Raw genomic sequence first — 17,008 nt, forward strand, 5'->3', positions numbered from 1 at the left:
AAATCGATGTCAGAAAAAAACAAAAAAATAGATAAAGAATTTGGTTTTTCGTCTTGGGCAATTTCCAATAAAACAACCATGTATGTGGTAATGTTGGTTATTTTTTACTTAGGTATTTCAGCATTTTTTGATATGCCAAGAGAAAGTTTCCCAGAAATTAAAGAAACCAAAATATATGTCAGTTCTGTATATCCAGGAAATACCGCAGAAGATATCGAAAAATTAATTACAGATCCGTTAGAAGACAAACTAAAAACGGTAAGTAACGTAATAAAAATTACATCAACATCTCAAGAAGATTACTCTATGGTTATTGTAGAGTTTGATGAAAATATTACAGTAGATCAAGCAAAACAAAAGATAAAAGACGAAATAGATTCTGAAACTTCAGGAGAAGATTGGCCAACATTTAACGGTGCAAAAGTAGAACCAAATGTGTTTGCGCTAAGTATGAGTGAAGAAATGCCCATCTTAAATATTAATATTTCTGGTGATTACCCTGTAGGTAAACTAAAAGAGTTTGGTGAATATTTACAAGACGAAATAGAAAACTTGCAAGAAATTAAACAAGTAGATATTCGTGGAGTTCAAGATAAAGAGGTAGAAATTGCTGTTGATATTTACAAAATGATGGCGGCAAAAGTAAGCTTTAACGATATTATAAATACGATAAAAGGAGGAAATGTAACCATGTCTGCGGGGAACTTAATTACAAGTGGACAAAGGCGTACTATTAGAATTTTAGGAGAAATTGAAAGTCCAAAAGAGTTAGAAAATTTTGTAGTAAAATCAGAAAACAACAATCCTATTTATTTAAAAGATGTTGCCACGGTTTCTTTTAAAGAAAAAGACAGAACCACCTACGCAAGAGATTCTGGAAATCGTGTGGTGATGTTAGATGTTAAAAAACGTGCAGGAACAAATATGGTTGCCGCTACAGAACAAATAAAAGTAATTGTAGCCAATACTATAAAAAATGTCTTTCCACAAGATTTAAAAGTAACCATTGCAAATGACCAATCAGCTACTACAATTTCAGCGGTAGATGATTTGGTAAACAATATTATTTTCGGTGTTATTTTAGTAGTAACCGTTTTAATGTTTTTCTTAGGATTTAAAAATGCTGTTTTTGTTGGTTTTGCAATACCGATGTCCATGTTTATGTCCTTATTAATCTTGAACTCTCTTGGCTATACATTAAACACCATGATTCTTTTCGGATTAATTATGGGACTCGGAATGTTGGTTGATAACGGAATTGTAGTGGTAGAAAACGTATATCGTTTAATGGATGAAGAAGGCATGAGTAGAACCGAAGCCGCTAAAAAAGGAATTGGAGAAATTGCATTTCCTATTATCATTTCTACAGCAACAACGGTAGCGGCGTTTATTCCTTTAGGTTTATGGCCAGGAGTTATGGGAGAATTTATGAAATTGTTACCAATAACGTTATCTACTGTTTTGGGTTCATCATTATTTGTGGCAATCTTTTTCAACTCTGTTTTGGTCTCAGACTTTATGAGTGTAGAAGATAAAAACATGCCGTTAAAACAGATTATTAAAACCACAAGTATTATTGCATGTATTGGGATATTAATTTTAATTTTTGGAGGAACTTATAGAGCTTTAGGAAGTCTTATGATTTTTACTGCAATTATGTTGTGGGTTTATCGATTGTTCTTAAGAAAATGGGCAAATTCGTTTCAAACAAAGACGTTACCACGTTTAGAAAATTGGTATGAAAGGAGTTTACGTAAAGCATTAAAAGGAAGCGCACCGTATTGGTTGATTGGAGGAACGTTTTTGTTATTAATTGTAGCTTTTGTGGCGTTTGGTGCTTCTTTAGGAATGCAAAGAACCAAAGTAGAATTTTTCCCAGATAATAAGCCAAATCAAATTATAGTGTATATCGAATATCCGCAAGGAACCGATATTGAAAAAACAAATGTAATTACAAAAGAGATTGAAGCAAAAGTATATGCTGTTTTAAATGATAAACAATATATGGATGGCGACTACAATTTTCTGGTAGAAAGTGCTGTTTCTCAAGTTGGTGAAGGAGCTGGGAATCCGCAAGCAGATGGCGGCTCTTCGGCAGAAATGCCACACAAAGGTAAAATTACCGCTTCTATGCGTCAATTTAAATATAGAAGAGGTGCAGACAGCGAGTTGTTAAGACAAAAAGTACAAAAAGCATTGGTTGGCATTTATCCTGGAGTTTTAATTTCTGTAGAAAAAGATGCAAATGGGCCACCAGCTGGATCTCCAATTAATATTGAAATTGAAGGAAGTGATTACAATGAATTAATTGCAACTGCAGAAAGAATGCGTGATTTTATCAATACAAAAAGTATTGCGGGAATTGACGAATTAAAAATCGATGTAAACAAAGACAAACCAGGAATGCAAGTGCTTGTTGATAGAAAAAAAGCAGGAGAATTAGGAGTAAGCACATCACAAGTTGGTCAACAAATTCGTACTTCTATTTTTGGATCAAAAGCTGGGGTTTATAAAGAGGCTGGCGATGATTTTGATATCTATGTTCGTTTTAACAAAGAAAATAGATACAATACAAGTGCTATTTTTAATCAGAAAATAACATTTAGAGATAATTCTGGTAAAGTAAAAGAAATTCCGGTTTCTACATTGGCAAAACACACCAATAACTCTGGTTTTAGCGCTATCAAACACAACGACACAAAACGTGTGGTTACGGTCTATTCAGCATTATCTCCAGGATATACAGATGCAGCAGCAATTGTAAGTCAAGTTCAAAAAGAAATGAAATCTTTTCATAATTTACCAAAAGGAATTAAGATCGATTATACAGGGCAAATTGAAGAGCAAAACAAACAAATGTCTTTCTTAATGGGAGCATTAATTACAGGTCTAGGATTAATTTTCTTCATCTTAATTTTCCAATTTAACTCTGTCTCAAGACCAACAATTATTATGTTGGCAATCTTTTTAAGCTTTATTGGAGTTTTTGGAGGATTAGTTATTACTGGAGCATCTTTTGTAATTATGATGACCATGATGGGAATTATATCGCTCGCCGGAATTGTCGTAAACAATGGTGTTGTATTGTTAGATTATGCACAGCTATTGATCGATAGGAAAAAGGCAGAGTTAGGATTGGATGAAAAAGAATTTTTAGAAGAGAATGATTTGTTTGAAAGTATTGTAAGAGCTGGTAAAGCACGTTTGCGTCCGGTATTATTAACAGCGATTACAACTATCTTGGGACTGGTACCTTTAGCAATCGGATTTAACATTAACTTCTTTACATTATTTAGCGATTTTAATCCCAATATATATATGGGAGGAGACAATGTTGTGTTCTGGGGACCATTAGCATGGACAGTTATTTACGGTCTTTTAATAGCAACATTTTTAACATTAATAGTAGTGCCAATTCTATTTTACTTAGTCACAAAATTTAAAATGTGGTTGCGTTTAAAAATGGCATAACAGTTCGTTTTAATAGTTGAGAAAGGCTGAGGAGAATAACCTCAGCCTTTTTTATTTCTGGTAATTATTAATTATTTATTTTTGAATAGCAAAAGCACTATTTTTTATGAATGAACAAAAATATTTTTCAATTGAAGAAATCAAAAGGAAATTAGAAAGATACTGTGTCTATCAAGATCGTTGTCATAAAGAAATTGAAACAAAACTAAGAGAGTTCATCCTAATTGAAGAAGCAAAAAATCAAATAATTTTGCATTTGATGGAACATGATTTTTTAAATGAAGAACGCTTTTCTAAAAGTTTTGCAAGAGGAAAATTTAAGATTAAAAATTGGGGAAAACAAAGAATCATAAGAGAATTAAAATCTAGAGATATTTCTGAATACAATATAAAAACGGCACTTAAAGAAATAGATGAAGAAGAATATTTGGCAACAATCAATAAAATTGCAGTGAAACGAAATTCAATATTAAACGAGTCAGATTTTTATAAAAGAAAAAAGAAATTAACAGATTACCTAATCAGAAAAGGATACGAATTTGATCTTATTTTTTCAACGATTAAAAGAGTATTAGAAAAAAATAATTTTTAATTGATGTTGTCTATATCTTGCTCAACTTTTAATTGAGAATAGATCGTATTTATTTTAGAGTTTGTTGCAGAAAAAGCAGCAATTATTTTGTTGACTTCTACATGAACTTCTTTTGCTGTAATTGCAGGAATAAATGTCATGTCTTTTAAACGCAAAGTTTCATTTTCTAACACATTTACTCGTGTTCTAAAAGGTAAATTTAACAACTCTTTTGGTCTAATACTATCTTTTAAAAACTTAACTACTTCAGCTAACTTCAAAGCATTATTTAACGCTTCGCTCGCAGAAATAGACGAAAACTGCTTTAAGTTGTTTGCAACCGATTGATATTCTTTCCAATCGGCAACTTTTTCTTTTGAGTTTTTTTCTAATTCCAACACAGAACTATGTTTCTGAACGATGTTCATTTCAGATTTTTGAATCTTAGATTCTTGTACAGCAGTTCTGTTTTTACAAGAACATAAAATCAATAAAAAAACAAGATAAAAATTACGCATAGCTATTAATATAATTGTAAAAATACATATTTTTAAAGTTGTTTTTTTGACTTTAACATTTAATTTTAAATCAATAAAAACATATTTATTGTTCTTGCATTTAAGAATACATAAATTATGTACTTTTGCTTCACATATTTTTGAATTATAACGAATGAGTGACACCATTTTAATTATTGGAGCTTGCGGGCAAATAGGTTCTGAACTTACCCAGAAACTTAGAGAAATTTACGGAAATGATAGCGTTATCGCTACAGATATTAGAGAAGGAAAAGAAGATTTAATGAATTCTGGACCGTTCGAAATTTTAGACGCTACCAATAAAGAAGGTATTTTAAAAATTGTTCAAAAATACAAGGTTACTCAAGTTTATTTAATGGCAGCAATGCTTTCTGCAACCGCTGAAAAATATCCACAAAAAGCGTGGGAATTAAATATGAACTCTTTACTCGGAGTTTTAGAATTGGCAAAAGATAAACACATTAAACAAGTGTATTGGCCAAGTTCTATTGCTTCTTTCGGACCAACATCACCAAAAATAAATACGCCACAACAAACCATCATGGAACCAACCACCGTTTACGGAATTAGTAAATTGGCTGGCGAACATTGGTGTAATTATTATCATAATAGATATGGAGTTGATGTTAGGAGCATTCGCTATCCTGGAATTATAAGTTGGAAAACAAAACCGGGCGGAGGAACTACAGATTATGCTGTTGATATCTATTTTAAAGCAGTAGAAAATCAATCGTATGAATGTTTTTTAAGTGAAAATACACGTTTGCCAATGATGTATATGCAAGACGCTATTGATGCAACTATAAAAATTATGCAAGCTGATGCCGCTACAATTAAAACCAGAACTTCTTATAATTTAGCCGCAATTAGTTTTACTCCAGAAGAAATGGCGGCTGAAATAAAAAAACACATTCCTGAGTTTAAAATTTCGTATAAAACCGATTTTAGACAACAAATTGCAGATAGTTGGCCGCAAGTAATTGATGATTTAAATGCCAGAAAAGATTGGGGTTGGAAGCATCAATTTGATTTGGAGTTGATGACCAAAGAAATGCTTAAAAACTTACAGTAGTTTCTTGATAATTATCATGTTTTAAACACTGCTTCAATTGTACTTTTACATTCTAAAAACGAACTGTAAGTTCTTGTTTTTAGAACGTCTAAAAAGTAAATTTAAGAATATATGAACACAATTATTAAAGAGAGTTTGGCAAAAAGTTTGTCGTACAAAACTTATAGAAAAATAGTTAGTGATTTGTTAGATGAAGGCAAATCTACTGGGCCAGAACAATCAGCAGATTTATTAAATTACAGTATCTTAAACGATGCAAGAATGAATCGTTTAGACAAAAAAACAAAGCTTACGGATGCTACTATTGAAGCTTTAAAAAGTACAAAAAATAAACAAACTTGGTTGTTAATTACAGAAAGTTGGTGTGGCGACGCAGCTCAAATTATGCCTGTAATTAACAAGATGAGTTTGCAAAGTGATAATGTAAATTTAAAAGTTGTGTTACGCGATGAAAATGAAGCATTGATGAATCAATTTTTAACAAACGGAAGCAAATCTATTCCGAAATTAGTTGTTTTGAATGAAAATGAAGAAGTGATTTCTTCTTGGGGACCAAGACCTTCAATTGCTACTAAAATGGTAAATGATTACAAAGAAAAACACGGAGGATTAGATGCTGATTTTAAAAGAGATTTACAAGTCTGGTACAATAAAAATAAAGGTGAAAACATTCAAGAAGATGTTGTTGCTTTTTTAGAAAAATAAAATGTTGTACTGTCAATTCGAGTGAATTTTTCGATTTAAATGAGAAAAATTTGTATCGAGAATTAGTAATTAGTTCTCTATACATTTTTTGTTTTGACTGTGCTCAATTTGACAAAAAAATACTCAAACTGACATCGTAAATATTCATAATAAAAGTCCTTTTTGCATTTTGTGAAAGGACTTTTCTTTTGTGCTATCTTTGCAGTATCAAAACTAAAAAATGCTAGTAGAATATACATCGCTTCCAGAAACAGCCAAAGTTTGGATTTATCCATCAAACAGAAAATTTTACGATTCAGAAATTGACGGAATTCATCAAAAAATAAAAGCTTTTTTAGAAAGCTGGAAAGCAGATGATGCAACTTTTCAGGTTTCTTACCAATTGTTGTATAATCGGTTTATTGTATTGTTTGCAGATGGTTCTAATACTGCATTATCAAATACTGATATTGATACTTCTGTTCAGTTTATTTTACAATTGCAACAAGAACATGAAGTTGAATTGTTAGACAGAATGAATGTGTGTTTTAAGCAAGGCGAATTTGTGCAATACAAAGAACTAAAAGATTTTAAAAAATTACTAAAGAACAGAGCGGTTACAGGAAAATCTATTGTGTTTGATAATTTAGTAACCACTAAAGAAGAATTTGAAAATTATTGGGAAGTACCCATTTCTGAAAGTTGGTATGGACGTTTTTTAAAATAATTTTCTCTAAATCTGCGTTTTCAAAAATTAAGTAAAAAGAAACTTTTCTTTTTTTGCTCAAAAAACACTTTTTTATTCTTTTAAAAAATAGTGTCATTAAAAATCGGATAATCAATTAGTTATATTTTTTCTCTCACGGTTTTCAGGGATGTAACTCACGGTTTTCCGTGAGAAGGAAATACCCCATTTTCCGTGATTGACACACATAGATTTATAGTTTAGGTTTACTGAAATTAATAATCAATAAATTTAAATATTATGAAAAAACAAAAAATTGCTAATTATTTAAAAACTGGAATCCTCTTTCTTGGAATGATTTTAGTACTTAATAGTTGTCAAAAAGAAGAGTTATCTTTGGTAGACACCACAGTTAACAATCTAGAAAAAGTAAAAAAAATGTATGCAGCTCAATTTAATAAGAGTGCCTTTACAAGAATTACAAGTGAACCTTTATGGGAAAAAGCAAATGTTCATTTTAGTGAAGACGGTCAATATATTGAAATACCATACAGAGAGGTTAAACAAAAAGACTTAGAAAAAAGCACTTCAATGTCTTTAGATCATTTGGTAGCTTCTGTTAACTCAAGTGGTGAAGTTGAACTAAACATTGTGCATTATTTTGCCCAAGACATTAAAAACACAAACCCAAATTTTGAGCAATTAAATTATTATGACACCGATACTTTTCATGGATTTATTACCAAATACGATTTAAATAAAAATGTAATTGCTGTTAATAGATTTATTAACGGAATAAAGACTCAAGGAAATTTCACAATTAAAGATAAAAAGAAAAATGATTTGTTAAGTAGGGCAAACGAAGATTGTCTATTAGTATCAGAAAGTATAACAACAGAATATTGTATGTTTTGGTACAACCCAGATAATTTTGATGAAGTTGAAATAATAATTTGCAATACCGATACTCAAACAATAACTTATGAAGATTGCAGTGGCTCATCAGGTGGTGGTGGCGGTGGTGGTACAACTACTATTAGCATTGAAGATCGTTATCAAATAAATGACTCAAATTTAAAACCCTGTATGTCAAAAATTTTGGACTCCATTAAAAAACTTAGTACAGGTGTAAGTAGTATTATTCAAAAATTTTCTGGAAATACTAATATAGGGTTTAACTGGGTATTAAAAGATGGTACTACAATAAATGGTGGCCCTGGTCAAACTACAGGATATGATAAAAGTACTAATCTTGTAACTAGCACTTTTAATACACAAGCATATAGCAATGCAAGTGAGTTGTCATGGGCAAGAACTATTATGCATGAATCTGTACATGCATATATTATGGCATCATTTGGAGTTGACTACATTTCTTCTAAAAATAGCTTTGCTGATTTTTTTAGTGATTATCGAAAAGAAAAATATCCAAATTTAAATGATGCTCAACATGCAGAGTTTGTTCGTAATTATGTTAATGACATAAAAGCATCACTTAAAGAATATGGTAATAAAAAAGGGTATAATTTAACTGATGAGTTTTACACTGATATGGCATGGGGTGGATTAACCCATTGGAGTAAAAGAGATAGTTCAGGAAATGTTCTAACAGATTCAAGTGGTAACCCTATTATGGAAATGACTCCTTGGTTTCAAACAACATTTTCGAACACAAATGATAGAAATAGAGTTTTAAATACAAACGCAATAGAATTAACTAAAAAAGACATGAATGGAACTACTAAAACACCAAAAGGACAAGATGCAGGTTGTTAAAAAATTATTGTTATTTGTTTTAATAATAACATTAAATAGCTGTAATGCACAGAAAAATAATAATAACAAAAAGAATTATATAATCACTAAATATAAATCTAAAGATAAAAGTTCTTGTTATATAAATTTAGAAGCTTTTGAATTTGAAAATAAGAAGAACAGGTTTTATTCTGTTTATCATATTAATAATTTAATTTTCAGTGATCATGACCTTAAAGCATTAAATGAAAATGTTTTAAAAGGAGAATTTAAAATTAATGCAGGAGCTGTTGGTAAAGAATGGATTAGGGTCCCAAAATTTATTTTAAAAAAGGGAGATTCTATTAATATACGATTTTATCTTAAGGATTCAGATGAAGTCTATGATCAACTTGTTATGCCTAAAAATTAAAAAATAATGGAAGAGTTATTTTATAAAAGAATAATTGTACAACCTCTAAATTTTAAATTTAGAGGTTGTTTTTTTAAAACAAATTAATTCCAAACCCTAAAGAAACACTGTCTAAATTACCATCTTTAAAATTAGCAATTCGTTTGCGATGAAAATCTAATCGAAAAGTCAAATTTGTTTTTGATTCACTGTCATTTCCTTGAAAACCAATTCCGAAGGCATGGTATTTACCTTTTTCGAAATTAGAAGAAGGTTTCCATAAATTTCCATAACTACCATTTACAAAGAACTTAAAATCTTCGTTGGCAATTAAATTGTACTGTACATTTAGATAAGACGGAATTGCTTGTATTCTAAAACGCAAGTGAAAATCCAATCCAAAATTAATACTAGATTCTATTCGTTTGTTAAAACGATATCCAAAACCAGTTCTAATAAAAACGGCAGAAAAATCTAACATATTTTCGCCATCATCAGGTTCAAACAATACATAGTTTTCATTTAAAGCAAATGTTAAATGTAAATTAGTGTTGAAAAACGGTCCTTTGTCTTTGGTTTGAGAAGTTGCTAAAAATGTTGAAAATAATAGAATTAGCAGCAGTAACTTTTTCATTGTAATTTTTTTGTTCTGTTTGGAGAAACAAAAACTATTCCATTTCTAAATGTTGGATAAAAGCATCAATAGAAACTGCTTTCTCTACCGAATAATCGCCAATTTTTGTGCGTCTTAAAGCAGATAAATGTGCGCCAGAATTTAATGCGCTACCAAAATCAAAAGCTAAAGATCTAATGTAAGTCCCTTTGCTACAAACCACTCTAAAATCAATTTTAGGTAAATCAATATTGGTAATTTCAAACTCATTGATGGTAATTTCTCTGGTAGCAATTTCTGTAGTTTCACCTTTTCTAGCCAATTCATACAAACGCTTTCCGTCTTTTTTGATTGCAGAAAAAATAGGTGGTCTTTGTTGAATTGTCCCAATAAATTGTTTTGTTGCATTGTGAATCAATTCATCAGTAATATGTGCTGTAGAAAATGTTTCGTTTACTTCGGTTTCTAAATCGTAACTCGGCGTTGTTCCGCCAACAGTAAATGTACCGGTATATTCTTTAACTTGACCTTGATATTCGGTTATGTTTTTGGTTTGTTTTCCTGTGCAAATAATTAGTAAACCAGTTGCTAACGGATCTAAAGTACCCGCATGACCCACTTTTATTTTTTTGATATGAAATCGTTGTCTAATGTGCCAACGAATTTTATTTACTGCTTGAAAAGAAGTCCATTCTAGTGGTTTATCAATCAATAAAACCTGTCCGTTTTTGTAGTCTTCTCCAGTTAACATTTGCAAATTAAATCGTTAATCTGTAGATAAAAAAATGAATTATTAAAAGGCTAACTCCTAATACAATTCTGTAATAACCGAAGATTTTAAATCCTTTTTTACTTAAATAATCAATAAAAGATTTAATGGCAATTAAGGCAACAATAAAAGCAATAATATTTCCAAGAATTAAATAATTAATTTGATCAGAATTTAACTCGAAACCAGCTTTGTAATAATCGTATCCTTTTTTAAGTGTTGCACCAAACATGGTTGGTACAGCTAAGAAAAATGAAAATTCTGCGGCAGTTTTTCGGTTGATTTTTTGCGTCATTCCACCAACAATTGATGCGCCACTTCTTGAAGTTCCAGGAATCATTGCCAAACATTGAAAAAAGCCAATTTTTAAAGCCGTTAAATAACTTATTTCTGTGTGTGCAGTCGGATTTTCTGCATCGAATTTTTCGTTTGCTTTAAACCAATCATCCACTTTTAATAAAATAAATCCGCCAATAATTAAAGAAACTGCAACGGTAACCGGACTTTCTAATAATTCATCAATTACATCATTTAAAAGCAATCCTAAGATTACTGCAGGAATAAAAGCGACCAAGAGTTTAAAGTAAAAAGCGAAACTTTGAAAAAAGCGTTTCCAGTACAAAATCACCACAGACATAATTGCACCTAATTGAATAACTATGGTAAACAATTTGGTAAAATCATCGGTTGCAATTTTCATAAAAGAAGAAGCAATAATCATGTGTCCTGTAGATGAAACAGGTAAATATTCTGTAATTCCTTCTATAACTGCCAGAATAATTGCGTCGAGTAAATTCATGCTTATTTTTTAGGTTTTGCTAAAATTGCATAAATTTCTATTCCCAACCCGATAATGACCAAAGTTGGTGCTAATCGAATACGTCTCCAATTGTAAATTTCTGGATTAAAAACATTCGGATCGTCGCTTCCGCCGCCAGCCATTAAGATAAATCCTAAGGCAATAAAAGCAGCGCCAATTAGCATAATGATATAATTTCTTTTACCAAAAAGAAATTCTGGTTTTGTGTTGTTTTCTTTTTTGCTCATATTAATAGTATAATTCGTCAGTTTGTAAATTTAAAAAACGTTGTGTTGCAAAATAAGTACTTAGCCAAGTAATTAAAAATGCCACCACTAAAACGCCGCCAAATAAATAGCTTAACAATGCATAATCGTTTAGCAATTGCAAGGCTGGGATGTATTTATTTGTGTAATAAATAACGGTTCCTAAACCAATTAATGAAATGATAGAACCAATTAAACCTAATTTCATTCCTTGTAAAATAAAGGGTTTTCTAATAAAGCTTTTTGTAGCGCCAACCATTTGCATGGTTTTGATATTAAATCGTTTAGAATAGACCGATAAACGCAAAGCACTGTTGATTAATAAAATAGAAATCAATGCGAAAAATGCGCTCACAACTAACAACCAAAAACTAATTTTTTGAATGTTTTTTGTTAAAAACTCAATCAAAGGTTTGTCGTAAGAAACTTCTAAAACAAAGGCGTTTTTTTGAAACTTTTTTTCGATTTCCGCCATTTTTTCTGGCGTAACAAATTCGGCTTTTACGTAGATGTCAATTCCGTTTTTTAATGGATTTGTTCCCAAAAATTGCACAAAATCTTCACCCAAATCTTTGCTGTGAAATTTTGCAGCCTCCTCTTTAGAAATGTATACAATTTGTTTGGTAAATTTTTCTTTTAACAAAGAAGTTCTTAAATCTTCGATGTTTTTTTTAGTAACATTGTCTTTTAAAAACAAGGTCATTGCCGTTTTTTCTTTCACGTGATTGGCAACACTTGTAGATTTTAATAAAATCAATCCTAAAACGCCAACCATAAATAATACCAACGAAATACTTACAATTACAGAAAAGTAAGAAGAGCGCAATCTTCGTTTTTGATATTTGTCAAAAGATGTAGACATAGATACTATTGAATTCTAGTTCGCAAGATAATAATTAGTAAACAGTATGCAGTAACAGTTGGCAGTATTTTAACTATTCAATTTCTTGACACAATTCTATTAAAACTCCGTTGGTAGTTTTTGGATGTAAAAAAGCAACCAATTTGTTATCTGCTCCAGGCTTTGGTACTTCATTTAAAACGGTGAATCCTTCAGTTTTTAAACGCGCTATTTCTGCTTTGATATCTGAAACTGCAAATGCTATATGATGAACTCCTTCACCTTTTTTATCGATAAATTTAGCAATTGGACTCTCAGAATTTGTTGCTTCTAACAATTCAATTTTATTAGGGCCAACATCAAAAAAAGAAGTTTTTACGCCTTCGCTTTTCACTTCTTCAGTTTTGTAATGTGGTTTTCCAAAAAGCGCAGCAAATAAGGCATTCGATTTTTCTAAACTTTTTACGGCAATTCCAATATGTTCAATTTTGTCCATTAGATCGTTTTCTATCCATCAAAAATAAACATTCTTTTGGGAATTATGCGTAAATTTGCAGCATGGAACAAACAAATAGACAGAAAAAAATTGCTGGAGTAATTCAAAAAGACTTGGTTGATGTGCTTCAGAAAGCGGCACAAGACGGCATGAAAGGAACTATTATTTCGGTTTCTAAAGTAACTGTTACTACAGATTTAAGTATCGCAAAAGTGTATTTGAGTATTTTTCCATCAGAAAAAAGAGACGAATTGGTCAAAGGAATTCAGTCTAATACTTCTTTAATTAGACACGAAATGGCAAAACGCACCAAAAATCAGTTGCGTAAAATGCCAGAATTATCATTTTTTGGAGATGATTCTTTAGATTATATCGAAGAAATTGATAAGTCTTTAAAAGGCGAAGATGTAAATCCGATTAAAAACCCAGAAGTGTTGCCAAGACGTCAAAAACGTTAATTTGTTTGCTTCACAACTTTTTTTGCCCTTAGTTTGTATTGATTTGATACAAAAATTGTGAATTTTCCTTTTTACATAGCCAAGAGGTATTTATTCGCCAAAAGCGGAAACAATACCATTAATATTATTACCATTATTGCATCATTCGGTGTAATCGTGGGTTCGTTGGCCTTGTTTATTATTCTTTCAGGATTTTCTGGGTTTAATTCTTTTACCAATAATATGTTGGATTATTCTGATCCTGATATAAAAATTACAGCGACAAAAGGAAAATCGTTTGTGGTTTCAGATTCTATTACATCACTTTTAACAGTATCCAAAGAAATTAAAGCATTTGCAAATGTGGTTGAAGAACGGGCATTTTTACAATACAAACAAAGAGATCAAATTGCCTATGTAAAAGGTGTGAGCGATAATTATATGTCGATTACAAGAATAGATTCTACGTTAAATGTGGGTCAGTGGTTAGATCCAAAATTTATCAATACCGCAGTAATTGGTTTTGGAATTTCTGATAAATTATCGTTGAGCATTTTAAATTTTGGCGAACCCTTACAAATTAAAGTTCCGAAAGCCGAAAAAGGATTAATTCTAAGCGCATCTTCTGCATTTAATTCTGCCGATGTTCAAGTTTCTGGTGTGTATACCGGAATGGAAGAATTTGCAAATAAATATGTATTTGTAAATTTAAAATTGGCGCAAAAATTATTGAATTACCAAGAAAATCAAGTCACTTCAATTGAGTTGCGTTTAAACGAAAATATAAATGCGGATGATTTTGCTGCCAACTTACAAAAAACATTAGGAAACCATTTTAAAGTAGCAACAAAAAGACAGTTTAACGCCATAACCTATAAGGTTTTAAATACAGAAAGATTGATTTCGTATTTGATTTTTACGCTCATTATTATTATTGCATTGTTTAATGTAATTGGCGCAATCATCATGATGATTATTGATAAAAAGCAAAACTTAAAAACGCTTTTTAACTTGGGTGTTACCATAAAAGAGATTAAAAGAATCTTTGTGCTACAAGGATTTTTATTAACGCTTTTTGGATTGTTTATCGGATTGTTAATCGGAACAATTTTGATTTTATTACAAAAACAATTTGCTTTTTTTATGATCACACAATCGATTCCGTATCCGGTAGAATTTCGATTTATGAACTTATTTATTGTAGCAATTACTATTAGTATTTTAGGATTTCTAGCTTCAAAAATTGCAAGTAGCAGAATTTCTGCTAACTTTATTGAAAAGTAATTAACTAAAATCTGGAATTACAGCATCACCAAATTTTTCAAAAACTTCGTCAAAAGCAGCAAAGACATCATTTGCATGGTCAGAAGTAACCATTTTCATTCTATATTCTTTAAAGTGCGGAATTCCCTTAAAATAATTGGTGTAATGTCTTCTCGTTTCTAAAACGCCTAAAGTTTCACCTTTCCAATCAATCGCCATTTTTAAATGCCTGCGCGCAAGTTCTACACGTTCTGCAATTGTTGGAGAAGCCAAATGTTCGCCCGTTTTAAAATAATGTTTTACTTGATTAAAAAACCAAGGAGAACCGATTGAAGCTCTGCCAATCATGGCGCCGTCTAATCCGTACACATCACGCATTTCCATGGCTTTTTCTGGGGATGTAATGTCGCCATTTCCAAAAACAGGAATGTGCATTCTTTGGTTGTTTTTTACTTCTGCAATTGGTTTCCAATTGGCGTTTCCCTTATACATTTGTGCGCGCGTTCTTCCGTGGATAGAAATTGCTTTACAACCAACATCTTGCAAACGTTCTGCAACTTCTACAATTTTGATTGAGTCTTCGTCCCAGCCCAAACGAGTTTTTACGGTAATTGGTAAATTGGTGTGTTTTACCATCGCTTCGGTTAAGGAAACCATTAGGTCGATGTCTTTTAAAATCCCTGCTCCAGCGCCTTTTGAAACTACTTTTTTTACAGGACAACCAAAATTGATATCAATAATATCTGGATTCGATTTTTCAACAATCTCAACCGTTTTTAACATCGATTCTAAATTGGCACCAAAAATCTGAATTCCAACTGGACGTTCTTTTTCGTAGATATCTAATTTCATGACGCTTTTTGCTGCATCACGAATCAATCCTTCAGAAGAAATAAATTCTGTGTACACAACATCTGCACCGTTTTCTTTACACAAAGCTCTAAATGGTGGATCACTTACATCTTCCATTGGCGCTAACAACAACGGAAAATCTGGCAATTCTATGTTTCCAATTTTAACCATGGCGCAAAAATACTTATTTTATCTCAAAAAAAATACCTGTTGGGGTTTAATCTAACAGGTATTATCATTCTATTTTTTTATGGTTAAAACTGAATATCAGCTTTTACTTCTTTGCCATTTCTAGTTACAACAACAGTTGTTTTATCTCCTTTTTTAAAGACAGATAAAGCCTTCATATAACTCATCATATCTGTAATTTTATTGCCGCCTAATTCAATAACAACATCCCCTTTTTGAATTCCTGCTTTTTGAGCTGGTTTGTCTTCAGAAATTCCGTCAACACGCATTCCTTTTCCGTCGTACATATAATCTGGAATCACACCCAAACCAACTTTAAAACGCGGTGTTTCTTCACTTTCGTTTTTTGTTTTTGTAAACGCTAATTTACCGTTGTCATCTAAATCAAAAATCAGCGTATATATGTAATTAGAGATGCTTGTCATTCCTTTGTAATTCAACGTTTCAGTGTCGTCACTTGGTTTGTGATAATCTGAGTGTTGTCCTGTAAAAAAGTGCAACACAGGAATGTCTGCTAAGTAAAAACTTGTATGATCGCTTGGTCCAACTCCAGATTCTTTTAAAATCAATTTAAAATCGGTGTTATCAGATTTTAATATTTGATTAAAAACAGGAGAAGTTCCTGTTCCGTAAACTGCCAAAGTACTGTCTTTTAATCTGCCAACCATATCCATATTGATCATATAAGAAACAGCTTTTGTGTTGATTGTTGGATTTTTTACAAAATAATTAGAACCTAACAACCCCATTTCTTCACCAGAAAAAGCGATAAATAAATAGTTGTTTTTTGTATTGGTTTTTTTTAATTTACTCGCTAAGTTTAACATAACCGCAACGCCACTAGCGTTGTCGTCTGCTCCGTTATGAATTGCTTTGATAGAATCTCTGTATAAAGAACCGTCGCCACCATACCCTAAATGATCAAAATGCGCTCCAATAATTACAGTGTTTTTTGCTTTATTATCTATAAATCCAACCACATTTCTTCCGGTAATTGTCCCATCTGCGTTTTCTGTAAATTTTACTTCTTCGTGTGGATGTGTTTTTGGTTTAAAGGTAAAAGATTGAAAAAATCCATCCGTTCCCTTTGGTGTTAAACCTAATTTTTCAAATCTGCTTTTAATGTACTCAGAAGCTTTCATTTCACCCGGAGTTCCTGTTTGTCTTCCCTCTAATTTATCATCAGCTAAAAAAGAAACATCTTCTTTAATTTTATGTTCAGGTTTGTATTCTTTATTACAAGAAACTAGTAGTGATAAAAAGATTAAAATTAGTAAGTTTTTCATGGGATATGTATTATTTTTGTCAAAAATAA

The 17,008-nt window shown here is 31.2% G+C and carries 18 protein-coding genes; 9 read left to right on the plus strand and 9 right to left on the minus strand.

Going from position 1 to position 17,008, the window contains the following annotated elements:
• Positions 1-6 precede the first annotated feature (6 nt).
• Positions 7-3,471 (plus strand): efflux RND transporter permease subunit, encoded by a 3,465-nt coding sequence (locus tag KCTC32516_RS05125; RefSeq protein WP_301402464.1) that lies wholly within the window; start codon positions 7-9, stop codon positions 3,469-3,471.
• Between the two features lie 106 nt (positions 3,472-3,577).
• On the plus strand, positions 3,578-4,063 hold the full coding sequence (locus KCTC32516_RS05130; protein ID WP_301402466.1) for a regulatory protein RecX: 486 nt from the start codon (positions 3,578-3,580) through the stop codon (positions 4,061-4,063).
• Here KCTC32516_RS05130 and KCTC32516_RS05135 read toward each other — a convergent pair.
• Positions 4,060-4,560, minus strand: a complete 501-nt coding sequence (locus tag KCTC32516_RS05135) for a hypothetical protein (protein ID WP_301402468.1) — start codon at positions 4,558-4,560, stop codon at positions 4,060-4,062. The genes KCTC32516_RS05130 and KCTC32516_RS05135 overlap by 4 nt on opposite strands.
• A gap of 154 nt (positions 4,561-4,714) precedes the next feature.
• Between KCTC32516_RS05135 and KCTC32516_RS05140 the strand changes: the two genes are divergently transcribed.
• The 5 genes from KCTC32516_RS05140 (at position 4,715) to KCTC32516_RS05160 (ending at position 9,189) form a co-directional block, all read left to right on the plus strand.
• Positions 4,715-5,653, plus strand: coding sequence for an NAD-dependent epimerase/dehydratase family protein (locus KCTC32516_RS05140; RefSeq protein ID WP_301402470.1), 939 nt, complete (start codon positions 4,715-4,717; stop codon positions 5,651-5,653).
• A 111-nt stretch (positions 5,654-5,764) separates the two neighbouring features.
• On the plus strand, positions 5,765-6,358 hold the full coding sequence (locus KCTC32516_RS05145; protein WP_301402472.1) for a thioredoxin family protein: 594 nt from the start codon (positions 5,765-5,767) through the stop codon (positions 6,356-6,358).
• Positions 6,359-6,578: 220 nt separating this feature from the next.
• The gene (locus tag KCTC32516_RS05150) at positions 6,579-7,064 is read left to right on the plus strand and encodes an ABC transporter ATPase (protein ID WP_301402474.1); all 486 of its coding nucleotides are present in this window, start codon (positions 6,579-6,581) and stop codon (positions 7,062-7,064) included.
• A 258-nt stretch (positions 7,065-7,322) separates the two neighbouring features.
• On the plus strand, positions 7,323-8,798 hold the full coding sequence (locus KCTC32516_RS05155; protein ID WP_301402476.1) for a hypothetical protein: 1,476 nt from the start codon (positions 7,323-7,325) through the stop codon (positions 8,796-8,798).
• On the plus strand, positions 8,755-9,189 hold the full coding sequence (locus KCTC32516_RS05160) for a hypothetical protein (protein ID WP_301402478.1): 435 nt from the start codon (positions 8,755-8,757) through the stop codon (positions 9,187-9,189). Before KCTC32516_RS05155 ends, KCTC32516_RS05160 begins: the two co-directional genes overlap by 44 nt.
• 73 nt (positions 9,190-9,262) lie before the next feature.
• Here the strand turns inward: KCTC32516_RS05160 and KCTC32516_RS05165 are convergent, their stop codons facing one another.
• The 6 genes from KCTC32516_RS05165 to mce all read right to left on the minus strand — a co-directional run bounded on the left by KCTC32516_RS05165 (position 9,263) and on the right by mce (position 12,952).
• Positions 9,263-9,802: a hypothetical protein gene (locus tag KCTC32516_RS05165; RefSeq protein WP_301402480.1), complete on the minus strand. Its 540-nt coding sequence runs from the start codon at positions 9,800-9,802 to the stop codon at positions 9,263-9,265.
• Positions 9,803-9,836: 34 nt separating this feature from the next.
• On the minus strand, positions 9,837-10,532 hold the full coding sequence (gene truB, locus KCTC32516_RS05170) for a tRNA pseudouridine(55) synthase TruB (RefSeq protein WP_301402482.1): 696 nt from the start codon (positions 10,530-10,532) through the stop codon (positions 9,837-9,839).
• 7 nt (positions 10,533-10,539) lie between these two features.
• A complete protein-coding gene (locus KCTC32516_RS05175) occupies positions 10,540-11,349 on the minus strand; it encodes an undecaprenyl-diphosphate phosphatase (RefSeq protein ID WP_301402484.1) in 810 nt (269 codons plus the stop codon).
• Between the two features lie 2 nt (positions 11,350-11,351).
• Positions 11,352-11,597, minus strand: coding sequence for a DUF3098 domain-containing protein (locus KCTC32516_RS05180; protein ID WP_301402486.1), 246 nt, complete (start codon positions 11,595-11,597; stop codon positions 11,352-11,354).
• Position 11,598: 1 nt separating this feature from the next.
• Positions 11,599-12,477, minus strand: coding sequence for a cell division protein FtsX (locus KCTC32516_RS05185; RefSeq protein ID WP_301402488.1), 879 nt, complete (start codon positions 12,475-12,477; stop codon positions 11,599-11,601).
• A 73-nt stretch (positions 12,478-12,550) separates the two neighbouring features.
• Complete coding sequence (mce, locus tag KCTC32516_RS05190; RefSeq protein ID WP_301402490.1) at positions 12,551-12,952, minus strand: methylmalonyl-CoA epimerase; 402 nt, start codon at positions 12,950-12,952, stop codon at positions 12,551-12,553.
• Between the two features lie 62 nt (positions 12,953-13,014).
• Between mce and rbfA the strand changes: the two genes are divergently transcribed.
• Together rbfA and KCTC32516_RS05200 are read left to right on the plus strand one after the other, a co-directional pair.
• Positions 13,015-13,410, plus strand: a complete 396-nt coding sequence (rbfA, locus tag KCTC32516_RS05195; protein ID WP_301402492.1) for a 30S ribosome-binding factor RbfA — start codon at positions 13,015-13,017, stop codon at positions 13,408-13,410.
• 57 nt (positions 13,411-13,467) lie between these two features.
• Entirely contained in the window at positions 13,468-14,673 is a 1,206-nt protein-coding gene (locus tag KCTC32516_RS05200) for an ABC transporter permease (RefSeq protein ID WP_301402493.1), read from the plus strand.
• Here KCTC32516_RS05200 and dusB read toward each other — a convergent pair whose 3' ends face one another.
• The gene (gene dusB, locus KCTC32516_RS05205) at positions 14,674-15,675 is read right to left on the minus strand and encodes a tRNA dihydrouridine synthase DusB (protein ID WP_301402494.1); all 1,002 of its coding nucleotides are present in this window, start codon (positions 15,673-15,675) and stop codon (positions 14,674-14,676) included.
• An 83-nt stretch (positions 15,676-15,758) separates the two neighbouring features.
• Complete coding sequence (locus KCTC32516_RS05210; protein ID WP_301402496.1) at positions 15,759-16,979, minus strand: M28 family peptidase; 1,221 nt, start codon at positions 16,977-16,979, stop codon at positions 15,759-15,761.
• Between the last annotated feature and the right edge of the window lie 29 nt (positions 16,980-17,008).

This window comes from Polaribacter huanghezhanensis (assembly GCF_030444335.1).
Classification (GTDB): Bacteria; Bacteroidota; Bacteroidia; order Flavobacteriales; family Flavobacteriaceae; genus Polaribacter; species Polaribacter huanghezhanensis.

Excerpts from the sequence above, each read along its gene's own strand:
- KCTC32516_RS05210 (WP_301402496.1), bottom strand. The coding sequence starts at position 16,979 with ATGAAAAACTTACTAATTTTAATCTTTTTATCACTACTAGTTTCTTGT.
- mce (WP_301402490.1), bottom strand. The coding sequence starts at position 12,952 with ATGGACAAAATTGAACATATTGGAATTGCCGTAAAAAGTTTAGAAAAA.
- KCTC32516_RS05125 (WP_301402464.1), top strand. The coding sequence starts at position 7 with ATGTCAGAAAAAAACAAAAAAATAGATAAAGAATTTGGTTTTTCGTCT.
- KCTC32516_RS05180 (WP_301402486.1), bottom strand. The coding sequence starts at position 11,597 with ATGAGCAAAAAAGAAAACAACACAAAACCAGAATTTCTTTTTGGTAAA.
- KCTC32516_RS05130 (WP_301402466.1), top strand. The coding sequence starts at position 3,578 with ATGAATGAACAAAAATATTTTTCAATTGAAGAAATCAAAAGGAAATTA.
- KCTC32516_RS05155 (WP_301402476.1), top strand. The coding sequence starts at position 7,323 with ATGAAAAAACAAAAAATTGCTAATTATTTAAAAACTGGAATCCTCTTT.
- truB (WP_301402482.1), bottom strand. The coding sequence starts at position 10,532 with ATGTTAACTGGAGAAGACTACAAAAACGGACAGGTTTTATTGATTGAT.
- rbfA (WP_301402492.1), top strand. The coding sequence starts at position 13,015 with ATGGAACAAACAAATAGACAGAAAAAAATTGCTGGAGTAATTCAAAAA.
- KCTC32516_RS05165 (WP_301402480.1), bottom strand. The coding sequence starts at position 9,802 with ATGAAAAAGTTACTGCTGCTAATTCTATTATTTTCAACATTTTTAGCA.
- KCTC32516_RS05145 (WP_301402472.1), top strand. The coding sequence starts at position 5,765 with ATGAACACAATTATTAAAGAGAGTTTGGCAAAAAGTTTGTCGTACAAA.
- KCTC32516_RS05160 (WP_301402478.1), top strand. The coding sequence starts at position 8,755 with ATGGAACTACTAAAACACCAAAAGGACAAGATGCAGGTTGTTAAAAAA.
- KCTC32516_RS05175 (WP_301402484.1), bottom strand. The coding sequence starts at position 11,349 with ATGAATTTACTCGACGCAATTATTCTGGCAGTTATAGAAGGAATTACA.
- KCTC32516_RS05185 (WP_301402488.1), bottom strand. The coding sequence starts at position 12,477 with ATGTCTACATCTTTTGACAAATATCAAAAACGAAGATTGCGCTCTTCT.
- dusB (WP_301402494.1), bottom strand. The coding sequence starts at position 15,675 with ATGGTTAAAATTGGAAACATAGAATTGCCAGATTTTCCGTTGTTGTTA.
- KCTC32516_RS05135 (WP_301402468.1), bottom strand. The coding sequence starts at position 4,560 with ATGCGTAATTTTTATCTTGTTTTTTTATTGATTTTATGTTCTTGTAAA.
- KCTC32516_RS05150 (WP_301402474.1), top strand. The coding sequence starts at position 6,579 with ATGCTAGTAGAATATACATCGCTTCCAGAAACAGCCAAAGTTTGGATT.
- KCTC32516_RS05140 (WP_301402470.1), top strand. The coding sequence starts at position 4,715 with ATGAGTGACACCATTTTAATTATTGGAGCTTGCGGGCAAATAGGTTCT.